The sequence below is a fragment of the Streptococcus sp. 544 genome (genome assembly GCF_013277385.1).
Taxonomy (GTDB): Bacteria; Bacillota; Bacilli; order Lactobacillales; family Streptococcaceae; genus Streptococcus; species Streptococcus mitis_BA.
Genome location: NZ_VMMU01000020.1, coordinates 1 through 22808 on the forward strand (window position 1 = coordinate 1; position 22808 = coordinate 22808).

The 22808-nt window shown below is 40.1% G+C and carries 15 protein-coding genes; 1 reads left to right on the forward strand and 14 read right to left on the reverse strand.

Translation table 11 applies throughout. From position 1 onward, the window contains the following. Positions 1–219: 219 nt before the first annotated feature. The 6 genes from HT728_RS08430 to HT728_RS08455 form a co-directional block, all read right to left on the reverse strand. Complete coding sequence (locus tag HT728_RS08430; protein ID WP_173234750.1) at positions 220–6696, reverse strand: YSIRK-type signal peptide-containing protein; 6477 nt, start codon at positions 6694–6696, stop codon at positions 220–222. A 591-nt stretch (positions 6697–7287) separates the two neighbouring features. After that, positions 7288–8634 (reverse strand): asparagine--tRNA ligase, encoded by a 1347-nt coding sequence (gene asnS / locus HT728_RS08435; protein WP_173234796.1) that lies wholly within the window; start codon positions 8632–8634, stop codon positions 7288–7290. Positions 8635–8649: 15 nt separating this feature from the next. After that, positions 8650–9015 (reverse strand): VOC family protein, encoded by a 366-nt coding sequence (locus HT728_RS08440; RefSeq protein WP_173234752.1) that lies wholly within the window; start codon positions 9013–9015, stop codon positions 8650–8652. Further along, positions 9008–10195, reverse strand: coding sequence for a pyridoxal phosphate-dependent aminotransferase (locus tag HT728_RS08445; RefSeq protein ID WP_173234754.1), 1188 nt, complete (start codon positions 10193–10195; stop codon positions 9008–9010). Before HT728_RS08445 ends, HT728_RS08440 begins: the two co-directional genes overlap by 8 nt. Further along, the gene (locus tag HT728_RS08450) at positions 10192–10680 is read right to left on the reverse strand and encodes a DUF5590 domain-containing protein (protein WP_173234756.1); all 489 of its coding nucleotides are present in this window, start codon (positions 10678–10680) and stop codon (positions 10192–10194) included. Before HT728_RS08450 ends, HT728_RS08445 begins: the two co-directional genes overlap by 4 nt. Positions 10681–10874: 194 nt before the next feature. Beyond that, a complete protein-coding gene (locus HT728_RS08455; protein WP_173234759.1) occupies positions 10875–12062 on the reverse strand; it encodes an MFS transporter in 1188 nt (395 codons plus the stop codon). A gap of 428 nt (positions 12063–12490) precedes the next feature. Between HT728_RS08455 and HT728_RS08460 the strand changes: the two genes are divergently transcribed. Beyond that, complete coding sequence (locus HT728_RS08460) at positions 12491–13039, forward strand: NADPH-dependent FMN reductase (protein ID WP_173234761.1); 549 nt, start codon at positions 12491–12493, stop codon at positions 13037–13039. Between the two features lie 125 nt (positions 13040–13164). Here the strand turns inward: HT728_RS08460 and yaaA are convergent, their stop codons facing one another. The 8 genes from yaaA to HT728_RS10695 all read right to left on the reverse strand — a co-directional run bounded on the left by yaaA (position 13165) and on the right by HT728_RS10695 (position 22698). Then, positions 13165–13893, reverse strand: a complete 729-nt coding sequence (yaaA, locus tag HT728_RS08465) for a peroxide stress protein YaaA (RefSeq protein WP_173234763.1) — start codon at positions 13891–13893, stop codon at positions 13165–13167. 184 nt (positions 13894–14077) lie between these two features. After that, a complete protein-coding gene (locus HT728_RS08470; RefSeq protein WP_173234764.1) occupies positions 14078–14242 on the reverse strand; it encodes a DUF3953 domain-containing protein in 165 nt (54 codons plus the stop codon). A gap of 181 nt (positions 14243–14423) precedes the next feature. After that, on the reverse strand, positions 14424–16019 hold the full coding sequence (locus HT728_RS08475) for a hypothetical protein (protein WP_173234766.1): 1596 nt from the start codon (positions 16017–16019) through the stop codon (positions 14424–14426). 11 nt (positions 16020–16030) lie between these two features. Then, a complete protein-coding gene (locus HT728_RS08480) occupies positions 16031–16441 on the reverse strand; it encodes a peptide deformylase (protein ID WP_173234768.1) in 411 nt (136 codons plus the stop codon). Between the two features lie 115 nt (positions 16442–16556). Further along, a complete protein-coding gene (gene yghU / locus HT728_RS08485) occupies positions 16557–17348 on the reverse strand; it encodes a glutathione-dependent disulfide-bond oxidoreductase (protein WP_173234770.1) in 792 nt (263 codons plus the stop codon). Positions 17349–17360: 12 nt separating this feature from the next. Further along, the gene (locus HT728_RS08490; protein WP_173234772.1) at positions 17361–20057 is read right to left on the reverse strand and encodes a cation-translocating P-type ATPase; all 2697 of its coding nucleotides are present in this window, start codon (positions 20055–20057) and stop codon (positions 17361–17363) included. A gap of 234 nt (positions 20058–20291) precedes the next feature. Next, positions 20292–21263: a glycosyltransferase family 2 protein gene (locus HT728_RS08495; RefSeq protein WP_173234774.1), complete on the reverse strand. Its 972-nt coding sequence runs from the start codon at positions 21261–21263 to the stop codon at positions 20292–20294. After that, positions 21256–22698, reverse strand: coding sequence for a hypothetical protein (locus HT728_RS10695; protein WP_240148991.1), 1443 nt, complete (start codon positions 22696–22698; stop codon positions 21256–21258). Before HT728_RS10695 ends, HT728_RS08495 begins: the two co-directional genes overlap by 8 nt. Between the last annotated feature and the right edge of the window lie 110 nt (positions 22699–22808).

Here is a 22808-nt window from a genome sequence, read left to right on the forward strand (position 1 = left end):
TAAACTATGAGCCTTTTGTTCCATATTTTTCTCCTTTCGCTTTACAATTAGCTTGAACACCTTTATTGTATCGCGTTCGGAGTTTTTTTGGTATAACCTTCGACGCGCACCCGCATAGCGGGTGGTTTTTTTGTCTCGCACCTAACGGAGCGAGACGGACTAATAGTCACATAATAAAAAAAGAAGATGACGAATCATCTTCTCAAAAACTATGAGTTTTTAGTCTTCTTTCTTCTTGCGAGCAAGAAGTCCAAATCCACTCAATACTCCAAGAAGTCCAAGCGCTGCGAGGCTAGCGTTAGCTTCTGTACCTGTGTTAGGCAATTCTTTTTGACCATCAACATATTTAGGTATTGCTGGCATTTGAGGTTTAGCTGGCTGTTCAGGTATTGCTGGAGTTGCTGGCTCTACCGGTTGTGCTGGTTGAGTCGGTTCAACCGGTGTTGGAGTTGGCATCTCAACTTTGCGGAAGATATGTCTGATATTTCCATTTGAATCTGTCACAGTCTTCACATATTCGTAACCTGGAATTGTTCCCGGTTCTTTAGAACCTGGCTCAGTTGGTTTCAATGGATTTCCATTCTCATCAGTCCAAGTAGTTGTATTTTGCTTACCTGGATTTGGTTGAGGAACAGGTGAAGGTGTTGGAGCTGGTGGTGTTACTTTTTCGTAGATGTGTTCTGTATTTCCTTTTTCATCAATTTCAGTTCTAACAACATTATATCCTGGAATTTGTTCTGAAGGTTTAGTTCCATCTTTAGGTGGAAGTAAATCTGTTTCTTTGCCATCTTTTTCGATAACTACATATCTAGTATCTGGGCGAACAGTTGGAGTATAAGTTTCAGAAACTACTTTGCCATTGACGTCTTTCACTTGAACTGTTACTCCAGAAGTTTTCCCTACGAAATCTTTTTCTGGTGTAAATTCAACGACTCCATCCTTCAGTACATATGTTCCTTCTCCTGGAACTACAACTTCTTTCACTTCTTTACCAGTTTTATCAACTAATGTCAGAGTAGATTTATCAAGCTCAACTTCTTCATTGCCTTTATTAAAGTTTACTGTTGTATTATCCTGATCTGGCGTATCAAATACTACAGGAGATGTTTGAACAGTTCCACGAGCTCCTTCAGTAGCCGATGAAGCACCTGTTGGGGTCACATCTGTCACCGTTGGAGTGTACATTGACTTAGTTGTGATAATTGCTGTAGTCTTATCATCAGAAGTTAAAACCGCTGATTCAACAACTGTCACAGGAGTCGGCGTTCCTACATAAGATGGCACTGGTACAAAGGTTACCTGACCTTTATCGTCTACTGTGTAGGTTCCAACATTCTCTACCACTACTTTACCATCATTATCTGCACCTTCCAATGCATAAGTACGTGCTGTGATATGACTAGTATCAGAAATAGTATAAGTCAGAGCTTTCCCTTCATCTGTTGATTTTTGGGTATGACCTTGGATGTTTGTCGTTGCAACATCATTTCCTGCAGAAGTTACAGGATTTACTGTTGGAGTATAGGTTGTTTCAGAGGTGATTGTCGCCTGCGACTGATCTGCAGTCTCTAATCTATAAGTAACTTTTACTCCTACACTTGTCTTATTGGCATCACTTGATACATAGCTAGCTACGGGAACAAAGGTTACTTTACCAGTTGTATCAATTGTATAAGTACCAACACCATCTACAGTTTTAGTAGTTGAATCGTTATCCAAAGTATAACTTGGAGTGACGGTAACACCCGTACCAGCTTCTGGAGCTGTGTAAATTGGCGTACCACTTTGAGTTGAACCTTGAGTTCCAGTAGACGTTGCAGGTTCAGCTGAAGCTTTAACAGGCGTGACGCTTGGAGTGTAGGTTGTTGTTGCTTCAGTTCCATTGGTATCAGTAATACTTACTGTTACAGGATGTGCATTTCCAGTAAATGTAGCAAGAGGAGTGAAGGTAACAGCATTGGCTCCAGTTGCATCTTTAACAAGCTTATAAGTACCCTGATTCGCTACAGTAACGCTACCGTCACCATTAACAGTTCCATTTTCTGCACCTACTAGCTTCACAGATGTTTTATCTAGTTCGATTGATTTAGACTCACTATTTATAATCGCAGTTCCTTTGACGAAGTTTAGAGCATTCTCATCTTTATTAACTAGATTGTAAACGATGCTAGAAGTTTGAGTTTCGCCTTGAATTCCATTTGTCTTAGAAGATTCTGCGCTTGGTTTCACTCCAACAATCTTCGGAGTATAGGTTGTTGTTGCTTCAGTTCCATTAGCATCAGCAATTTTCACTGTTACTGGAGTTACATTTCCTGTATAAGTGGCTACCGGGGTGAATTTAACATAAGACTTACCGTCTTCTTTTACGATAGAGTATGTTCCTTGACCAGCTACCGATACTTTACCTTCACCATCAGCTCCTACTAGAGTCAGAGTAGCTTCATTTAAATCAACAGATTTTTCAGTTCCATTTACAATTTCACTACCTTTGCTAAAGTTCAAGGTGTTTACATTTTCATCTTTAGCATTGAGAACCACTTCAGATTTTTGAACAGCTCCCTGAATGCCTGTAGTTGAAGCTTCACTTGCAGTTGGAGTAACACCAACAATGTTTGGTGTGTATTCACCACGTTTATCGTTCTCTGGTTGCGTACCATTGTTATCTGAAACAACAACTTGGACAGGTTTTACTGCTCCAACATAAGCTTTATTGGTTGGCGTAAAGGTCACGAGACCTGTTGACTTATCAATACCGAAAGTTCCAATCACATCACCAGCTTTCACAGTACCATTATCTGCTGCAGCGTAAGCTGGAGTTGTAGCGCCATCCGCTACTTCTGTACCTGCACTATCAAGAAGTTTATAGCTATCTGCCTTCAATGGGACTGTTTTTCTAGCTCCATTTACTTCTGCAGAACCTGGGGTAAAGGTTGGTTTACCTGTTTGAACTTGACCTTGAATATCTGTTGAAGATGCCTTAGTTCCCTCTGGTCTAACGCCAATAACAGTTGGTGTGTAATCTGCCGTAGATGTTAATGGATCAACTCCGGCTACTGTCACGGTCAATTTTACCTTAGCTGGATTTGGAGTTCCAACAAATGTTGGATTAGGAGTAAAGGTTACCTCACCCGTATCCGCATTAATTGCATAAGTACCTACAGTAGCTCCTGTATTATCTGTAGCATTTGTTGATTCTAAGCTATAAACTTTTGTACCATTTGTAGTAGAAGAAATCTTTGTTTTCTCTGCGTCGTCAAAATTGAAGCTTGGAGTTCCTTTTTGAACTGCTCCTTGAATATCGCTAGTAGTTGCAGGCGTTCCTTCAATACCAGCTTTAACAGTAATGGTGTAGGTTGTAGTCGCTGTGGATGTGTTTACACCATGATCTGTACCAGCAGTCGTAGCCCCAACCTCTGTTCCATCAACCAAGTTTGTATTACTATCTACAGCATTGACAGTAACACGATACACACCAACTTTTGTCAATTTAAGAGATGTTTCAGTTGGATAGTTGGCTGCGTCTCCAGATGTAGTCGATGCAAACACGGTGTTGCCATCTGGATCTGTAACAGTAATGCTTGTTACTTTTGTTTTATGACTTCCCTTAAATGCATCCTCTGCAGTACTTGCAGCCAACTTATCATCTTCAGTATCGCTGACACTCACCTTAGCACCAGTAACTACCGCAGTATCAGCTGCAGGGCGGTCGATTAGGTTAACAGTTGTATTCAAGGTACTCTCGTAAGAATTCGAAGTAGCAGTTGGTTTCGAGTTGATGATCGTAGAAGTGCTGGTGTTTTCAGCCATAATTCCTCTAACAGTCCCAGTATAACCCGAACTAGTTTCAATTTCCCATGTGTCATCACCAGTCTTATGGGCTTTTACTGTAGACTTATCGCTTGCTGACCATTCCTCACTATTTTTATCATACTGAACAGTAATGTACATACCATTACCTGTATCAGTGTTTGCTGTGTCTTCCTTGTTATAAACTGTCTCAGTTAAATCAACACTGTTAACAGCCGTCACTTTGTCCATATTATTGTAGGTTCTGGTATATTCGTACAAGTCAAACTTCATGGAGCCATCTGTTTGGGCACGGGTTGAAACTTCTCGTTTGGTAATTGTGTAATTACCGCTGTTATCATTTAACTCTGTTTTCACTGTTGCATCAGAAGGTGCTAATTCATAACGACCTGATGTTGGATTGAGAACTGCTGTATATTTCGTACCGTTTGTTGCAGAGTTCAACTCCACCTTGGTTCTCATGAGATTAGCCGTAACATTTTCAGTTTTAGCATATACAGAAATCTTAGAAACTCCAGCTGTTGCCGTCGCTTCAGGTGTTACTGATAGAGAAAATTCATTCCCTACTGTTCCAACTTCATCCCAAGCAGAAACCGCGGTATTCGTTGTTCCCTCCTGTACAATCCACTTGCCATCCTTATTTGTTTTTAAGATAGTCTTGGAGCCATCTGGTGTCTTAATTTCTGCATAGGTTGCCCCATCTGAAATCGTAACCGGTACAGTTTTATCATAAGTAGCTATGTTCTTTACCGTTACCTTAGGTGCAATGACAAAGGTCAATTCTCCACGACCTTCTTGTGTATCAAGATTCCAACTCGGAGAAACACCACTTGCTCGTTCTGTACGGTTATAATCTTTCGCGTAGGCAGTCACATGGTAAACACCTGCCTTTGTTGGTGTTCCAGAGATTAGCCCTTTCCCATCATAGCCAACAGTTTTACCATTTTCAGTAATAGGAGTAGTCCCTGCGTTTGGTTCATAAGTCAAACCAGGGATAGCTGTAGCCACCGTTGACCTACTTGTTGAGATATTTCCTGAAATTCCAGAAGTCCCATTACCATATTCATTACGAATTAAGATATCTGTACCATTAGCCAACGTGTAGGAAACATTGGCTCCTTCAGTGGTTAAACGGGAACCAGAATTATCCTTGTAACGGATGTCTACAGGCGAAATCTCTTCCCCAACCGTTCCCTTATGAACTGTATTATCACTTCCTATAGTAGGTGGCGTAGTATCTTGCCAGCCAATCCAACCCCCACGGACATTTCGATAAAATACACGAACACTTGCATTGGTTTGAGTATTGGTATAGGTTACATAGGTTCGTGTATCGTATACCCCATTTGAAATACTCTTGTCAACAATCTTACCCTCAATCGTATCAGAATCAGCATTATAAGTCAAACCTTTAGGTAAATTCGTCGGTTCAACTTTTGAGATAGTCCAACCATCTGCCTTAGCTTTATCTGTTAGGTCAAAACGATCCCTAATTTTATTGATATAAACGCGGTCTTGACCTTGTTCATAAGCATAGTGATAAATGTGGGTAGCTAGATACTCATATCCACCGTTAGCTTGATATTTTGAATTGTTAAGACTCGAAATTGTCGAACCGTCTATACGTTTTTTATTTTTCCAAAAATCTGCCTCTACTGCCAAGTCTTCTGCTTGTTCCTTGGTTAAGGGATAATCCATACGTCCTATATTGTTAACTCCATTACCTGCGTTACCAGGATCTTTCTCTTCCCCGTCACGTTGAGTAGAATAGACCACAGTTTCTAAGGTGCTGATATCCCCACTTCTTCGGTCAGTAGAAACATCTCCCCTTGTCGCTACAGTAGAAGTAAATGTATAGATATCCTTACCAGTATGATTCTCTTTTGTTGGAGAGTTGGCTTCAACTGTGTAAGTTCCATTCCCATTTGGAGTTGAGATATGGTCGCTGGCTGTTAGCAGCTGACTTCCCTCTTTCATCTCTTGACCATTACGGCTATCACGACTACCTGAGTTTGACCCTGTTACAAGGTTTACAAGGCTGTTGCGTACACGTTTTGCTTCTTGCACACGTTTTTCAAGTTCAGGGATTGTAATATTTGCATCCTCAAGGCTTGATGTTATCAGTTGAAGACTTGCTTTTGCCTTTTCTATCACCACAGGGTCTGTAGCCAATTTCTCTGCTTGTGGTAAGTAGCTAACAAGGTCTTCTTGCACTGTCGCCAACTCTGCCTTTGCATCTTCAGCTGTTTTTTCTTCAGCTAGACTTGCCTCAACCGGTTTTTCAACTTCAGTTGCTGTTGAGGCAGCTGTTGTTGATTTTTCCTTATTTTCCGATTCAGCTGGTGTTACTCCAAGAACTTTAGGCATGCTTGCAATAATCGAGACTTGTGAACGACTCGCTTTAGCAACTGTGTTCACTTCTGATTGGCTGGCATTTCCTTTGGCAAGGATTGCTTTCGCATCTGCCAGTACTTTCTCTGCATTTGCAATAGTAGATGCCGGAACTTTAGAACGATTAATCTTAGATAATCCTAGTTCCAAGTCAGAGATTGTATCCTTAAGAATAGTCTTATCTGCAACTGTTTCTGTAGAGGATTCAGTTGCCGCTGCTTCGGTATTCTCATCCCTAGTTAGAACTGGCTCTGCGTCATAAGTAGTGGGTTTAGATGAGCTAGCACCTTGATTAGCACCCTCATCGCCTATGGTCGATGTTGGAGTAGCTGTTGAAGATGTTTCATTAACTCCTTCTACTTCTGTTGCTGATACCGCGCCAGCTCCGAGAAACATCAAACCAGCCGCAATCGCCACTGATGCTGCTCCAAAACTATACTTACGAATACCATAACGAAGATATCTTTCAGTTCTAAAATCTTGTTGACCTCTCTTCATGAGATTCAACCTCCTTTATGCATGTTTTTTAATATTGAATTGAAATATACAGACAAACAAAAAGCCCCCCCCCCCTTAAATTTTTTAGTAATATTAAGAGGTTATCATTTTAAAAAGGGTTGCCTAATAATTATCAATATCGTTTAATATTGTATCATACGACTATTATTAATTCAAGTTTCATCTCCATATATTTATCGTTTCAATCCAATGTTGCCTTCGATACAATAGAACGTACACAAGTTTTTAAACACTGACATCAATGTACTAGAATATGTAACTCCATTCTGAACAACTATTAGTATGAGTCTAGTAAAAGACTCAATTTTATAAGAAAAGGGAGTAAATATTTTCACGAAAAGCGCATATTATCAAGATTTTGAAAACCTGATAATATGCGTTTCCCTAATTTTTAATACTTTTTATTTAGACTCATTCCGTTTTCTTTATAGCTTGTTTCTATCTATTAACAAAAATGCATTGCCATAATCATACCGTAGAAACTTAACTCCTTTTATAAAAGCTGATAATATTTCCTTTCACTTCCAGAGATTTCTATGAAAAAAACGCCACATGGGCGTTTTCCTGTTCTTATGGTTTGATACGATGCAACATACGTGGGAATGGAATGGCTTCACGGATGTGTTTTGTTCCTGCTGCGAAGGTTACCATACGCTCAATACCGATACCAAATCCTCCATGTGGAACTGTACCGTATTTACGAAGGTCAAGGTAGAATTCATATTCTGTACGGTCCATGCCAAGTTCATCCATCTTAGCAACAAGGGCATCGTAGTCTTCCTCACGCATAGAACCACCGATGATTTCTCCGTAACCTTCTGGAGCAAGCAAGTCTGCACAAAGCACACGCTCTGGATTTCCAGGAACTGGTTTCATGTAGAAGGCCTTGATGGCTGCTGGGTAGTTCATGACAAATGTTGGTACACCAAAGTGGTTTGATATCCAAGTTTCATGTGGTGAACCAAAGTCATCTCCATGCTCAAGATGTTCGTAGTCAGCATCTTCATCATTCTCATGCTCTTGCAAGAGGTCAATGGCTTGATCATAAGTGATGCGTTTGAATGGCTCTGCAATGTAGCGTTTCAGGAGTTCTGTATCACGTTCCAAGGTTTCCAAGGCTTGAGGCGCACGGTCAAGAACACCTTGAAGAAGAGCTTTTACATAAGCTTCTTGCAAGTCAAGTGACTCATCATGTGTCAAGTATGAGTACTCTGCGTCCATCATCCAGAACTCAGTCAAGTGACGACGTGTTTTTGATTTTTCAGCACGGAATACTGGACCAAAGTCAAAGACACGACCAAGGGCCATAGCGCCTGCTTCTAGGTAAAGCTGACCTGATTGGCTCAAGTAGGCTGGCGTTCCGAAGTAATCAGTTTCAAAGAGTTCAGTTGAATCTTCTGCCGCATTTCCTGAAAGGATTGGGCTATCAAACTTCATAAAGCCGTTCTTGTCGAAAAACTCATAAGTCGCATAGATAATAGCGTTACGGATTTGCATCACCGCTACTTGCTTACGAGAACGGAGCCACAAGTGACGGTTGTCCATCAAGAAGTCTGTTCCGTGTTCTTTTGGTGTAATTGGGTAGTCTTGAGATTCACCGATCACTTCAATGTCTGTAATGTCCAACTCATAACCAAATTTAGAACGTTCGTCTTCTTTGACAATTCCTGTCACATAAACAGAAGTTTCTTGGCTCAAGCGTTTGATAACATCAAACTTCTCAAGTCCCCCTTCTTCACCAAATTTTTCTACAAAGTTTGGTTTAAAGGCTACACCTTGGAAGAAGGCTGTTCCATCACGCAATTGCAAGAAAGCAATTTTTCCTTTTCCTGATTTATTGGCAACCCAAGCGCCAATCGTCACTTCCTGACCAACATAGTCTTTTACATCAATAATCGTTACACGTTTTGTCATTATTTTTCCTTTTCTTTTTTATTCTTTATGGCAAACCACTTCTATATTGTTCCCATCTGGGTCAATCACAAAAGCAGCGTAGTAAATCGGTTGCTCACTGCGATAACCAGGAGCCCCATTGTCTCGCCCACCTGCCTCTAAGCCAGCCTCATAACAAGCTTGAACCTCTTCCTTATTTTCTGCTAAAAAAGCAAAGTGAATAGGATCTTGTGTCCCCTGAGCCAGCCAAAAATCACCACCAGGATGAGGGCTGTTTGAGGCAAGAAAACTGATTAGAGAACTAGTCTTAAAAGCTAATTTATAGCCCAAAGGGGCGAGAAAACTCCTATAAAATCCTTCTGAAATTTGTAAATCCTTTACCTTAATTTCAAAATGATCAATCATTCTCACTCCCCATAAATGCTTTCAAGCGTTTAACTGCTTCTTTAAGCGTGTCTAGGTCTGTCGCATAGCTGAGGCGGACATTTTCTGGTGCTCCAAATCCTGCTCCTGTAATCAAGGCTAGACCAACTTCTTCAAGAATAGCCGTTGTAAATGCTGTTACATCGCTATAACCTTTCATCTCCATAGCTTTTTTGACATTTGGAAAGAGATAGAAAGCTCCTTGTGGTTTGACAACTTCAAAACCAGGGACTTCACACAAGAGTGGATAGATGGTATTGAGACGTTCTTCAAATGCTTGACGCATAACTTCCACAGAATCTTGCGGTCCAGTTAGGGCTTCGATGGTTGCATATTGTGAAACAGCAGTTAGGTTAGAAGTTGTTTGACCTGTCAATTTACTCATAGCAGCAATGATTTCTGGATCACCCACTGCATAACCTACCCGCCAACCTGTCATGGCATAAGCTTTTGATACACCGTTAATGACAATGGTTTGCTTACGAATTGCTTCTGATAGACTTGAGATTGGAACAAATTCATTTCCATTATAAACAAGGCGACCGTATATATCATCAGCTAAAATCAGAATGTCATGCTCAACTGCCCAATTTCCGATAGCTAGCAATTCTTCACGAGTATAGATCATACCAGTCGGATTAGATGGTGAATTCAGCACCAAAACCTTAGTCTTGTCAGTGCGAACTGCTTCTAACTGCTCTACGGTAACCTTAAAGTTATTGTCCTCTTTAGCAGGAACAAAGACTGGCACACCCTCTGCCATCTTGACCTGGTCTCCATAGCTGACCCAGTAGGGGGTTGGGATGATAACCTCATCTAAAGGATTGATTACAGCCATAAAGAAAGTATAGAGGGAGAACTTGGCACCTGTGGCAAAGGTAACCTCATTACTTGCGACAGAATAGCCATAGTAACGCTCGAAGTAGGTATTCACTGCAGCTTTTAATTCTGGTAGACCTGAAGCTACTGTATAGAAGGAAGCCTGTCCCTCTCGAATAGCTGCAACAGCTGCATCTTGAATATTTTCAGGAGTGTGAAAATCTGGTTGTCCCAAGGTCAAGAAAAGAACATCCTTACCTTGAGCTTTTAATTTTTTTGCTCTCGCATCACTAGCTAGAGTAACACTTTCTTCCATTTCTAAAACACGCTTGGATAATTTCATAGGCCCTCCTTATTGACCAATGCTCCTGTTTCAAAATCTACTAGATAAAAATTAGTTCCTGACTTGACTTCCCAGATTGGCTTGTCTTGATAACGGCCAAAGGTAATCTTGTCAATCTCGCCAGCTCCTTTTTCTTTAGAAACAGCTTCTGCTTTTTCTTGTGAAACACCCTGATTTAGCTGATAAACGTAAATCTTATGGTCATCTTTTCCGATCAGGACAGCAAGTGCTTCTTGCTGTTTATTACGACCAAGAACACTGTAATAAGATTCCAAGCCATTGTATAAATCAACCTGATCAGCCTGCTCTAATCCTGCATACTGCTGAGCTAATTTTTCTCCTTCACTTTTAGCTGTTTGATAGGGTTTCATACTCAGAAACACCAGATACAGAAAGGAAGCACTGATAACCACAAGCAAAATCGTCATCCCTAGACCATACTGCCACAGTAGATTATTTTTTGCTTTGTTTTGTCTTTTTTTCACTCGTCTATTTTACCATCTATCTTGCTTTATTACAAGTGAATGCAAGAACAAACCTATATTATTTCTTCCTTCAAACAAAACAGATTTTTCTTAGTTAAAACCGAGCAAGAAAAGTAAAGACACAAGCGAAATTAAGATATTAAAAAACCTGAGCTTGGCACTCAAGTTTTCGTAAATTTTTTTGATCTATGGAATCACTTTGTCATCATTCTTTTAGCCATTTTTCCTAAAAAGATAGCCAGTAGAAGACTAATCATGACTAAAAAGGATCCTAGATAAAGAAATGTTACCACAAAGCCTAAATGGTCAATCAACCAGCCTGTCAGTGGGAAGAAGACAATCATACTCAGGCTAAACATCATAGAGTAGACACTCAGCATGGTTGCCCTTACTTCGCTTGGGAGCCGCTCTTGCAAATCATTGTCAAAAATCGGCTGAAAAAGAGCATATAGAGCATTACTAATCAAATAGATCACAATATAGATTAGAGGTGTTCCAAAGTAGGACAGCATATAGGTGACGCCAGTCAGCAGCACGAGGATAGGGAAAAGCTTCAAGGCAGCATATTTCTTTCCAATCTTACTCGCTAGATAGACTGCGACGATATTCAAGAGACTACCAAGTAGCATAACTGCTGAAATTTGCCAACTACTTAAATCTGGTAACTGATTTTGATAGTAAAAATAAAACATGCACATGAGTACTCCGACAATCTGAGACAAAATCATCCAGTTGAACAGCATGGGATTTCGCTCCAACTCTTCCTTAACAGTCCAAATAATCTGTTTCATGGTCACACTATCAGCTTTTTCTAGCTTGACACTAGGTTCTTTCAGCATCCAAATCAGGAAAAGAACTATGATAGAAGTCGCAATCATGATATAGTAGGTCAGGTGCAATTGACCATGGACAAAAAATCCTGCCAACACTGTTCCCAAAGACTGAGTTCCTTCCGACACCCCTGATAGGAAGCTTGAAATGGATAGATAACGCTCCTTTAGTCCAGCCTCTACAGCCGAGTCATAGACCATTGCTGCGCTTGTTCCTGAATCAAAATTATAAGACAAGGCACTTACCGCCATCGCTAAGGCATAAATCCAAAAATTCCCCTGCCCAGCCAACATGAGAATAGAAGACACAATCCCTGCTATTCGACTTAAATAAAGGTTAGTCTTATAGGAATAACGATCAGCTAACATTCCAGATGGAATTTCACAGAGAAGACTGGTCGTATGAAAAATACTTTCCAGAAGTCCAATCTGCCAAAGAGACATTCCGTTTTGACTGAGAAAGAGAATCCAAAAACTGGTAATCCCTAAAAATGCAAAAAACTCAACTCCGGCCATCAGGCCAATATTTTTCCGATAATTTCTTATTAACATCTTTTCTCCTTTAACAAGTGTATTATTATTTCTTTTGTCCGTCACTTGTTAATCTGTGCTTTACATGATCTCCACCCCTTTTTAGAAGCATCTTCAATGCCATTATTGTTCCTTTAATGATTTATGAAATGATACCGGAAAATAGCTGTTATGCGGTTTCTATTACGAGTTTTCTTGTTTATTTTAGCACTTATGCCATCATATTACAAGAGAATATAGGAACAATCGCACTTTATTTCTTCCTTCAAAGCAAACCAGAATCCAAAAAACAGTTCTTACTTTTCCAGTGGCAACTGACTAGAGCTTCTGTAATTTTATAATTTTCAAATAAACTCTGAGCAGATTTCTTGCAAGTCCTTTTGTTTTGTTGTAATATATTTCATAACAACGAGAGATTTCTCGGAAATTTAAGAAAAAGGAGACACATCATGTCTAAAAAAGTCTTATTTATCGTCGGATCCCTACGCCAAGGTTCTTTCAACCACCAAATGGCGCTCGAAGCTGAGAAAGCACTTGCTGGTAAAGCGGAAGTTAGCTACCTTGATTATTCAGCCCTTCCTCTCTTCAGCCAAGATTTGGAAGCTCCAACTCACCCAGCTGTAGCTGCTGCTCGTGAAGCAGTTCTCGCTGCGGATGCTATTTGGATTTTCTCTCCAGTCTACAACTTCTCTATCCCTGGAACAGTGAAGAACTTGCTTGATTGGCTATCTCGTGCCCTTGACTTGTCTGATACACGTGGCGCTTCTGCCCTTCAAAATAAATTTGTCACAGTATCATCTGTAGCCAATGCAGGTCACGATCAACTCTTCGCTATCTACAAGGACCTCTTGCCATTTATCCGTACACAAGTCATTGGTGATTTCACTGCTGCACGTGTCAATGACTCTGCCTGGGCAGACGGAAAATTGGTTCTCGAAGAAACAGTCCTAAACTCACTTGAAAAACAAGCTCAAGACTTGGTTAATGCTATCAAGTAACTAATATAATAAAAGCGAACAAGACTACTTTTCTGACACTCAGAAGCCTAGCTTGTTCGCTTTTTTCTCATTTATAAACTAAAATAGCTGATGATACATATTGTCCAATACAGAATATCTGATTTCTATACTTCCTTTACAAAAACCAATTCCTGTGGCTGGGACAGGTCTTCTCGGTAGTTAAATCTCGCAAAGCTTAAGCGACGAGCTTCATCAACCGTCTGTACTTGATTTTCTATCAGGGCTGTCAGGAAGGCTCCACGCGCTTTCTTGGAAATGGTTGAGTGAATTTTCAGCTGACCGCCTCTATCCTCCATAAATTTGAAGATCACCATTTTTTCTCTGATTTCCTTAGAAAATACCGTCTCAAACTCGGACGACAAGAGGGAGAAAATCACTTCTTCCTGCTTCACAGCTTCATCATAGGCTTGCTTCCAATGGCTCTTCAAAGTTTTACCAGCGACTTTTAACTTCATCAAAAAATCCAAACGGTGAGGGGCCATAGGTGACAAGGCTGGAACGACTCCGTACAAAGCCGAAGTAATAAAGACATGGTTTTCAAGATAGACTTGTTCTGCCTCGGTCAGTTTGTCTCGCTTGATATGACGATACATAAGCCCATCAAAAAGTTTCAGAGCTGGATAGTGTTGAGCAGTTTGCCTTTTCAAAGCTTGGATATGTTGAAATTCCTCCGCTGCCTTCTCGACTGAAACCTTGTAAAAACTCTCCAATTGACTAGCAGAATAGAGGGCCAAGGCTTCCAGCACGGCCTGACTTTCTGGTCTTAAAGGATTTGCCTCGATACTCGGCAAATCTGTGTTCATTTCTTTTGCTGTTGGGATTAAAATTTTCATATTAATAGTGTAGCATATTTTTTAGCCACAACCAAGAAATTCATCTGATACTCAATGAAAATCAAAGAGCAAACTAGGAAGATAGCCGCAGGCTGTACTTGAGTACGGCAAGGTGAAGCTGACGTGGTTTGAATTTGATTTTCGAAGAGTATGAAAAACCTCGGTTTAACCGAGGCTCCTCTATTTATTTGGGCCATCCTAACCAGACAGCCACGAGAACAAGGACTAGACCAGCCAAGCTTGTTAGGATAGATAAGAATTTATCTTTTTTCTCCTTGAACTGAGAAAAACCTATCTTCAAAGCAAGCAGTCCGAGTAGCATTGAAGCAACCATCAAATAAAAACCCATTTCTTTGTCCTCCATTAGTCTTAATTTACCTTATTATAACATATACTTTCTGAGAAAATCTATTTTTTATACTCAATGAAAATCAAAGAGCAAACTAGGAAGCTAGCCGCAGGCTGCTCAAAACACTGTTTTGGGGTTGCAGATAGAGCTGACATGGTTTGAAGAGATTTTTCGAAGAGTATTACTGTACTTTAAAGGTCTTGAGATAATTGTCTTTTCCTACTTGACCTTCAAAGTTTTTACCATTTTCAAGGTAAGGAAGGTCATCTGATACAGAGGCCTTGACCTTGTATATCTTGCCATCAATTTTAAAGAAGTAGACGGTGTCTCCCTTGATAACAGCTGATTTGAGGTCTGCTACCACACCCTTGATGCTTTCTGTTGTTGCACTGTCAATTTCAAGGTCGTTTTTATTGGCATACTTACTGAGCATCTCTTCCACTGTCGTAGCTACGATAACATTTTGATACTCGACTGCATCTACCAAAGCGTACTCTTTGACCAAGCCCGCATTGTCCTTCAAGCCCATGATGTAGAGAGGCTTGTCATTGAGATTGATAAGGATTGGGAAGGTCGCCTTGTAGGATTTCTCCTGAACAGCACCTTCGGCTGATTCACGGGCTGATTCTTCGGTCGCAGAAGCCAAGCTATACTTAGTGATTTCTCCTGTTCGCATATTTTCTAGGATAAAACCAAGATTACTCTCATCCGCATTGGCCGACGTCACACCTGTGTAGAGATAGATGTCATTGCCGATAGACAAGTAATTATAGCCTTTGGTAGTCTGGGTCACGTTTTTCTTGGAAATCATGGCATTCCAGAAACCGTCCTTGTACTTGCCGTTGTAGTTTATTTGCTCAATGGTTTCCTCAGCTGGATAGACCCTGTCCACCCATTCTGGAACATCTTCCAAACTGTATTCCTTGGTGGCTCCATTTGTGGCATCCAAGATAATGACTGAAACTGGACGAGGAACCGCAAGCCCAAATTGCTTTTGGTAAACCGTTGCTACATAGAAAGGATTGCCCTCATCGTCCACCTCAAAAGATGGAGTCTTGAAGATCTTAGTTGGGTACTTCAAGCGTAGGTGACGCTTGACATCGCGGTTAAAATACTCCGAGTCCGAATACTTGATTGGTGTTTTCAAGTCCACCAAATCCGCATTTCCAGTTACCATGTCCACCTTGATATACTCACCGATTCCCTTGGCCTGATTATTAAACCACTTGATAGGGTCTGCGTATTCTAGTGGCGTAACTCGATAAGGTTTCCCATCAATCGTCAATTGGGTATAGGTGTCTGCCGCTACGTACTGCGACACCTTATCTGTTAGGGAACCCAAGTAGCGGTCACCAATTTTTTCAGCAGTACTTCTATCTAAAATAGGAACCTTACTGGTGTCAGTCTTAGGAAATTCAGTAAACTCTTTTTCCGTAACCGTGACTACATTGGCATAATTTTTAGCCTGAAAAATGCTAGAAGTCACCAAGGAAACCAAGGCTGCCAAGAGAAGAATTCCTCCAATAGAAACTAAAATAGCTTTCCCTAACCGATTGATTTTGAAACCCTCTAGATTTAAGGCAGCTTCCGCCTGGCCGTGGCGCACATGAACCGTTTTGACCAGATTGATTCCCCTGCCAAAGCCAAATAAGACTGCCACAAGCAGCAAATGCCCACAGAGGAAAAAGAGAAATTCCCAGCTGGTCAGATTAAGAGGCGGTAAAAAGATATACCAGGTCGTTGCAATAAAAATAAGTTCAAAGATTATCCGTTTCATTTGCTTTCCTCCTAAATGATTCGTCCTTCCAAGTGATCCAGTTCATGCTGGCAAATCTGAGCCGGGAAACCTGTCAAGGTAATGGTCTGTTCCTGCCACTTGCTGTCACGATAGGCAACCCTTATGGTTTCATAACGCTTAGTAGGTCTCACACCTACCAAGGACAAACAACCTTCCTCTGTCTCATAAGGTCCTTCAGAGGACAGGAGCACTGGGTTAAACATGACCACAGGAACCAAGCCCAGATTAAAAATAATCACGCGCTTCTGCACCCCAATCATATTGGCAGCCAGACCAACGCAGGTCTCACGATTTGCTAAGAGCGTATCTTGTAAATCTCTGGCAAGATACAGATCTTCCTGACTTGCTGGCTGAGATACCTGAGATAAAAACAAAATATCCTTCACAATTTTCTTTTCCACTTCCTCACACTCCTCTTACTTTTTACTATATTATAGCAATTATAGCACAAAAGACGATAACTGCAAGCCCTTTCCCTCAACTGTAGTAAAAAGCCATCCGAAGATGACTTTTTTGCTATTTAATTTCTTTATAAGTTACTTCCAAGCCACGCTTAACAGCTGGACGATTGGCAATTTTTTCTGCCCATTTTACTAGATTTTGATAACTTGAGGCATCCAAGAATTTTGCAGAACCTTGGTAAAGATTTCCTTGAACCAACTGGCCATACCAAGACCAGATAGCAATATCTGCAATCGTATAGTCATTGCCTGCAATATAAGGTTTCTGAGCCAATTCCTTATCCAACAAATCCAACTGACGTTTCACTTCCATCGTAAAACGGTTAATAGGATATTCCAATTTTTCAGGAGCATAATTGAAGAAATGTCCAAATCCCCCACCTAGAAAAGGTGCTGCACCTGCTTGCCAGAATAGCCAATTCAAAACTTCTACCTTTTCCATAGGATTGCTTGGTAAAAAGGCTCCAAATTTCTCAGCAAGGTATAAAAGAATATGAGCAGACTCAAAGACTCTTACATCTTTAGCCCCTGACTGATCCAATAAAGCCGGAATCTTGGAATTTGGATTGAGCTTCACAAAGTCTGAGCCGAATTGATCCCCATCCATAATAGCAATCTTATACAAATCGTAAGCAGCTTGCTCAAAACCAGCTTCTAGTAATTCTTCCAATAAGATAGTGACCTTCACACCATTTGGTGTTCCCAGTGAATAAAGCTGAAAAGCTTGTTCCCCTTTTGGCAAGTTTTGTTGGAAACGTGCACCTGCTGTTGGTCTATTTAATCCCGTAAAAGCTCCTTGATTACTAGCTTCATCCTGCCATACGGTCGGTAATTGATATGCTGACATCCGAAACCTCCCTTAAATCGCATTCTTGTCAAAACCGAGTTTACGTTGGATAAATTTAACGATTTCGACAATAATAATCATTGAGAAGCTTCCAGCCATAACAATTCCCCATTGAGACAAGTCTAGTTTGGTTACGTGGAAGATTCCTTCAAGCGGTTCTACGACGATTGTTGCCATGAGAAGAATGAAGGATACCAAGATGGACCAGTTAAAGGTCTTAGACTTGAATGGACCAACTGTCAAGATGGATTGGTATACAGACTTGACATTGTAGGCATGGAAGAGCTGAATCAAACCAAGGGTTGCAAAGGCCATAGTTAGAGCATCAGCATGAATGGCATGATTATCACCCACATGTACTGGGTAAGCAATCGCAAGGCCATAAACACTCATAACAATAGCTGCTTGGAGTACACCTTGATAGATGATAGAACTCAAAACACCACCTGAGAAAAAGCTTGCCTTGCGTCCACGTGGTTTATGGTTCATGACGCCAGGCTCAGCAGGTTCAACACCTAGTGCAATTGCTGGGAAGGTATCCGTTACCAAGTTGATCCACAAAAGATGAACTGGCTGCAAGACATCCCAACCAAACAAGGTTGATAGGAAGATAGTCAATACTTCAGCAGTATTGGCAGAAAGTAGGTACTGAATAGTCTTTTGAATGTTTGAGAAGACCTTACGTCCTTCTTCCACTGCGACGATAATAGTCGCAAAGTTATCATCTGCAAGAATCATGTCAGAAGCTCCCTTAGAAACCTCTGTACCAGTGATTCCCATACCGATACCGATGTCTGCTGTTTTCAGAGCTGGCGCATCATTGACACCGTCACCTGTCATGGCAACGACCTTACCTTGTTTTTGCCAGGCCTTAACGATACGAACCTTGTGCTCTGGAGACACACGGGCATAAACAGAGTATTGACCAACTACTTTTTCAAAGTCTTCATCTGACAGTTCATTGAGTTCAGCACCAGTTAAAACGTGTCCTTCTGTATCATTTGCATCAATGATTCCCAATCGTTTAGCAATGGCTTCTGCAGTGTCTTGGTGATCACCCGTAATCATGATTGGACGGATTCCAGCTTCCTTAGCCACACGAACAGCCTCAGCTGCCTCAGGACGTTCAGGGTCAATCATCCCAATCAAACCAGTGAAGATTAAATCATTTTCAAGCTCTTCAGAAGTGAGATTTTCTGGAATGCTATCGATAATCTTATAAGCTCCTGCAAGGACACGCAAGGCTTGATGGGCCATTTCAGAGTTGTTTGTATGAATGAGGTTTGTAACCTTCTCATCAATCGGAGCAATATCCCCAGCCTTGTCTCGAAAAACACAACGTTTCAAAAGTTGGTCTGGCGCACCTTTAACGGCTACGAGGAAGCGTCCATCTGGCAATGGGTGAACCGTTGACATGAGCTTACGGTCAGAGTCAAATGGTAACTCAGCTACACGAGGATATTTCTCTAAAAATCCTTTGACATCGTAGCCCTTGTCCAAGGCATACTGGATAAAGGCTGTTTCCGTTGGGTCACCAATCAGATTGCCTTCCACATCGATTTTCGTATCATTAGCCAAAACAACTGAACGAAGAAGAGGCATTTCAAGACCTAGCTCAATGTCGTCAGCTGAGTCATGTAGGACTGCATCGTAGAAGACTTTCTCGACTGTCATCTTGTTCATAGTCAGCGTACCAGTCTTATCAGAAGCGATGATTTCAGTTGAACCAAGCGTTTCTACTGCAGGCAACTTACGAACGATAGAGTTACGTTTTGCCAAAACTTGAGTACCAAGGGCAAGAACGATAGTTACGATAGCTGGGAGCCCTTCTGGAATAGCTGCAACGGCAAGCGCAACAGAGGTCATCAACTCACCAAGTGGATTTTTCCCTTGAATGAAGACACCCACTACAAAAGTAACAAGGGCAATAACCAAGATAGCATAGGTCAAGACCTTAGAAAGGTTGTTCAAGTTTTGTTTAAGTGGTGTATCTGTCTCATCCGCATCTTGAAGCATACCTGCGATGTGACCAACTTCAGTGTACATCCCTGTATTGACAACAACACCCATCCCACGACCATAAGTCACATTTGAGTTTTGGAAGGCCATATTGACACGGTCACCGATACCAGCATCTGCAGCAAGTTCAACTGTCAAGTCTTTTTCAACTGGAACAGACTCACCTGTAAGAGCTGCTTCTTCGATTTTAAGAGAGTTGGCTTCTAGCAAACGTAGGTCTGCAGGTACTACATCACCAGCTTCGAGAGCGACGATATCACCTGGTACCAATTCTTTAGAGTCAATCTCAGCCATGTGCCCATCACGAAGAACGCGGGCAGCTGGACTAGACATAGATTTGAGGGCTTCGATGGCTTCTTCTGCTTTTCCTTCTTGGTAAACACCAAAGGCAGCATTGATGATAACCACGGCTAGGATGATAATGGCATCTGCGATATCTTCCCCACCAGAAGTCACAACTGACAAGATTGCTGCCGCAACTAGGATGATAATCATCAAATCCTTAAATTGCTCGATAAATTTGACCAGGATTGATCGTTTCTCACCTTCTTCGAGTTCATTGTGGCCAAATTCAGCAAGGCGCTTTTCTGCCTCACTTGATGACAAACCTTGCTCGGTCGCATCCACAGCCTTCAAGACCTCTTCAGGACTCTGAGTGTAAAACGCTTGGCGTTTTTGTTCTTTTGACATGTGTCTCCTCCTTGACATTGTGTGCAAAACAGACTCTCTTTCTGTCATATCTTTTCACGACAAACAAAAAGAGACCTGTTAATCATAACAAGTCTCGCTGTTTAAGATAGTGCCGGAAAGCATACTTTTCAGTATAAAATTCGGAATGACGACACTATCGCAGGTTTCTGCCAGCTACTCCCTTGAGTAGTTCTATTATACCAAATTTTGAAAAATTTTCAAAGAGTAAAGATTCTATAAAATTCTATCCTTATCAAAAGTACGTTCACTGATAATATATCTAGGACGACGTTTCGTTTCCAGGTAAATCTTTCCAATATACTCACCAATTACTCCCAAACTAATCAATTGTACTCCACCAAGTAAACTAACTATTGCATAGGTGCTTGCCCAACCAGCCACAACCGTACCAGCAAACTTACTCCATAAAACCCAAATAATCAACAGAAAGCTAAAGAGTGATGTCAAGACCCCAAAACTTGTAATCAAACGAATCGGTTTGATTGATAAACTGGTAATACCATCCATAGCCAAACCAAGCATTTTAGATAGTGGATAGTGGCTCTCACCAGCAATTCGTTCATGGCGCTTATATGAAACGTAAGAATATTTAAAACCAACTAAGGGCATTAAACCACGAAGAAAAAGATTAACTTCTTGGAACCTCTCTAACTCCTGCAAAAATCTTTTTGATACCAATCTATAGTCTGCATGATTAAAAACAACTTCTGCCCCAAATAGGCGCAGCACTTTATAAAAACCTTCGGCTGTAATTCGTTTAAAAGCAGAGTCCGTATCACGATTATCACGTACACCATAGACAATTTCAGAACCACTTTTATACTCAGAAATCATCTTATCCATGCAGTTAATATCATCTTGTCCATCGGCATCAATGGTAATGACTATATCAGCAAACTGAATAGCCTCATACATACCGGCAAGGACACTACTTTGATGACCTCTGTTACGACTTTGTGACACGCCAACTACAGAAGGGTTGGTTTTAGCATAACTTTCTATCAGTTCCCAAGTCTGATCCTTACTACCATCATTTACATACATGATTTTACTAAGAGGATGGATTTCTTCTTTCTGTACTAATTGTTCAATTTTTTCAACAAACATTGGATTAGTATGTGGTAAGACTTGCTCTTCGTTATAACATGGAATAACTATATATAAAATTGGCTTTTGTCTACTCATCTTTTTCTCCTCCTTTTCTATAAATCATAGCTGTATCAATCTGTTTTTCTAAGTGATAATTTACTCTAATATAATCCTTAATAAAAGAGTCAGTCCTCTTACCATAATCCCATTCAGTATCAAATACAATATAGATAGGAGGATTTTCTTGTATAGATTTTTTAAACTCATCAATAATAACTCGATCATCTGTCACAGCTGGGATGAAGAAAAATTTTGTACTAGCTAGCCGTTCACTATACAAATAAATTGTTCCATTTTGACGGTGTGTATAAATTCGGTCATCCATCGATGTATTTTTCTCTATATAGCTAGCAACGCGTTGCTGTTTCTCAGATCTATTCAGATATCTTGTATTCATACTTTTCATGATGGATTTTACATCATTCTGGTATATAATAATAAATCCTAAGAATAAGACAAAAAATACTTGAAAAGACATTTTCTTGGATATGCTATGAAATAAATAGGAAATATATGGAATCAAAATCGGGAGCATTACTAAAATGTAATGACCATAGCTTCTTTTTGAGATAAGAGCCAGAAGTAAACAAACAATAAAAACAAAATGATAGAAGATTGATTTTATTCCAAATTTCTTCCATAGTGGTATCAAGGAAAATAACATCAATAAATTAAGACTTAAGAGATTTGTTTGAGAAATGTACCATCTGATAATCTCATACATCGAAACGTTATTAGACTCTGTAGTATAAATAAAATTAATTCCAATCGACTGGTATACCATTTCAAAAAAGATGCCCTTTGATAACAGATATAGGCACAAAGGGATAGTTGGTATTAATATTCCAAGGAAAAATAATCCTATCAAAGAAAACAAGTCCCTGTATACTTTCTTTAGTATAAAATCAATCAATACATAAATACAAAATACAAGCCAAATCCCTATCATATTTGCTTTCGTAAAAAATACAATAGCGAAAAACGCACCTGATACTACGATGTCATTTTTACTGAAATCATTTTGTATAAACAGTTTTAAAAAAATGTATAATGAATAAGCCAAAAAAGGTAAAATAAAACCTTCTAAACTCCAACCGCCATCAAAAAAATACTCATAAATTATAAAGATAATTGCTAAAGTTAAAATTGTTTGCTTATTTCCAGTAAATAACCTTGAAATCTTATAACTAGCTATAAAGAATAGAAATGTGCAAAATAGGTATAAAAATTTAATTCCTAACGCACCACCAATAAGATATCCTAGGTAATTCAGTAAAAAAACGACTGGCCCCTTATGATCAAATAGGTTTGCATACATCAATTCTCCTCGATTCATTGCATACCCAAAATATTCAAAAATACTAGCATCTGAAAACGGTATCCCTTGTTTGACATTTGTTACCATCGAGAACCAGACTAAAACAGTAAAGAGCAAAGAAATACTCATCGCTAAAATACTCATTTTTTTCAATTTTATTCACCTCAACTTTTCACTTTATCAGTCTATCATATTTCCTAAAAAAAAAAAGCATTTTCTGCTTTGTATTTTCTTAGTTTTATCTGTCCTATTTGAATTTTCCC

Excerpts from the sequence above, each read along its gene's own strand:
- HT728_RS08430 (WP_173234750.1), bottom strand. The coding sequence starts at position 6,696 with ATGAAGAGAGGTCAACAAGATTTTAGAACTGAAAGATATCTTCGTTAT.
- HT728_RS08440 (WP_173234752.1), bottom strand. The coding sequence starts at position 9,015 with ATGATTGATCATTTTGAAATTAAGGTAAAGGATTTACAAATTTCAGAA.
- HT728_RS08445 (WP_173234754.1), bottom strand. The coding sequence starts at position 10,195 with ATGAAATTATCCAAGCGTGTTTTAGAAATGGAAGAAAGTGTTACTCTA.
- HT728_RS08455 (WP_173234759.1), bottom strand. The coding sequence starts at position 12,062 with ATGTTAATAAGAAATTATCGGAAAAATATTGGCCTGATGGCCGGAGTT.
- HT728_RS08460 (WP_173234761.1), top strand. The coding sequence starts at position 12,491 with ATGTCTAAAAAAGTCTTATTTATCGTCGGATCCCTACGCCAAGGTTCT.
- yaaA (WP_173234763.1), bottom strand. The coding sequence starts at position 13,893 with ATGAAAATTTTAATCCCAACAGCAAAAGAAATGAACACAGATTTGCCG.
- HT728_RS08470 (WP_173234764.1), bottom strand. The coding sequence starts at position 14,242 with ATGGGTTTTTATTTGATGGTTGCTTCAATGCTACTCGGACTGCTTGCT.
- HT728_RS08475 (WP_173234766.1), bottom strand. The coding sequence starts at position 16,019 with ATGAAACGGATAATCTTTGAACTTATTTTTATTGCAACGACCTGGTAT.
- yghU (WP_173234770.1), bottom strand. The coding sequence starts at position 17,348 with ATGTCAGCATATCAATTACCGACCGTATGGCAGGATGAAGCTAGTAAT.
- HT728_RS08490 (WP_173234772.1), bottom strand. The coding sequence starts at position 20,057 with ATGTCAAAAGAACAAAAACGCCAAGCGTTTTACACTCAGAGTCCTGAA.
- HT728_RS08495 (WP_173234774.1), bottom strand. The coding sequence starts at position 21,263 with ATGAGTAGACAAAAGCCAATTTTATATATAGTTATTCCATGTTATAAC.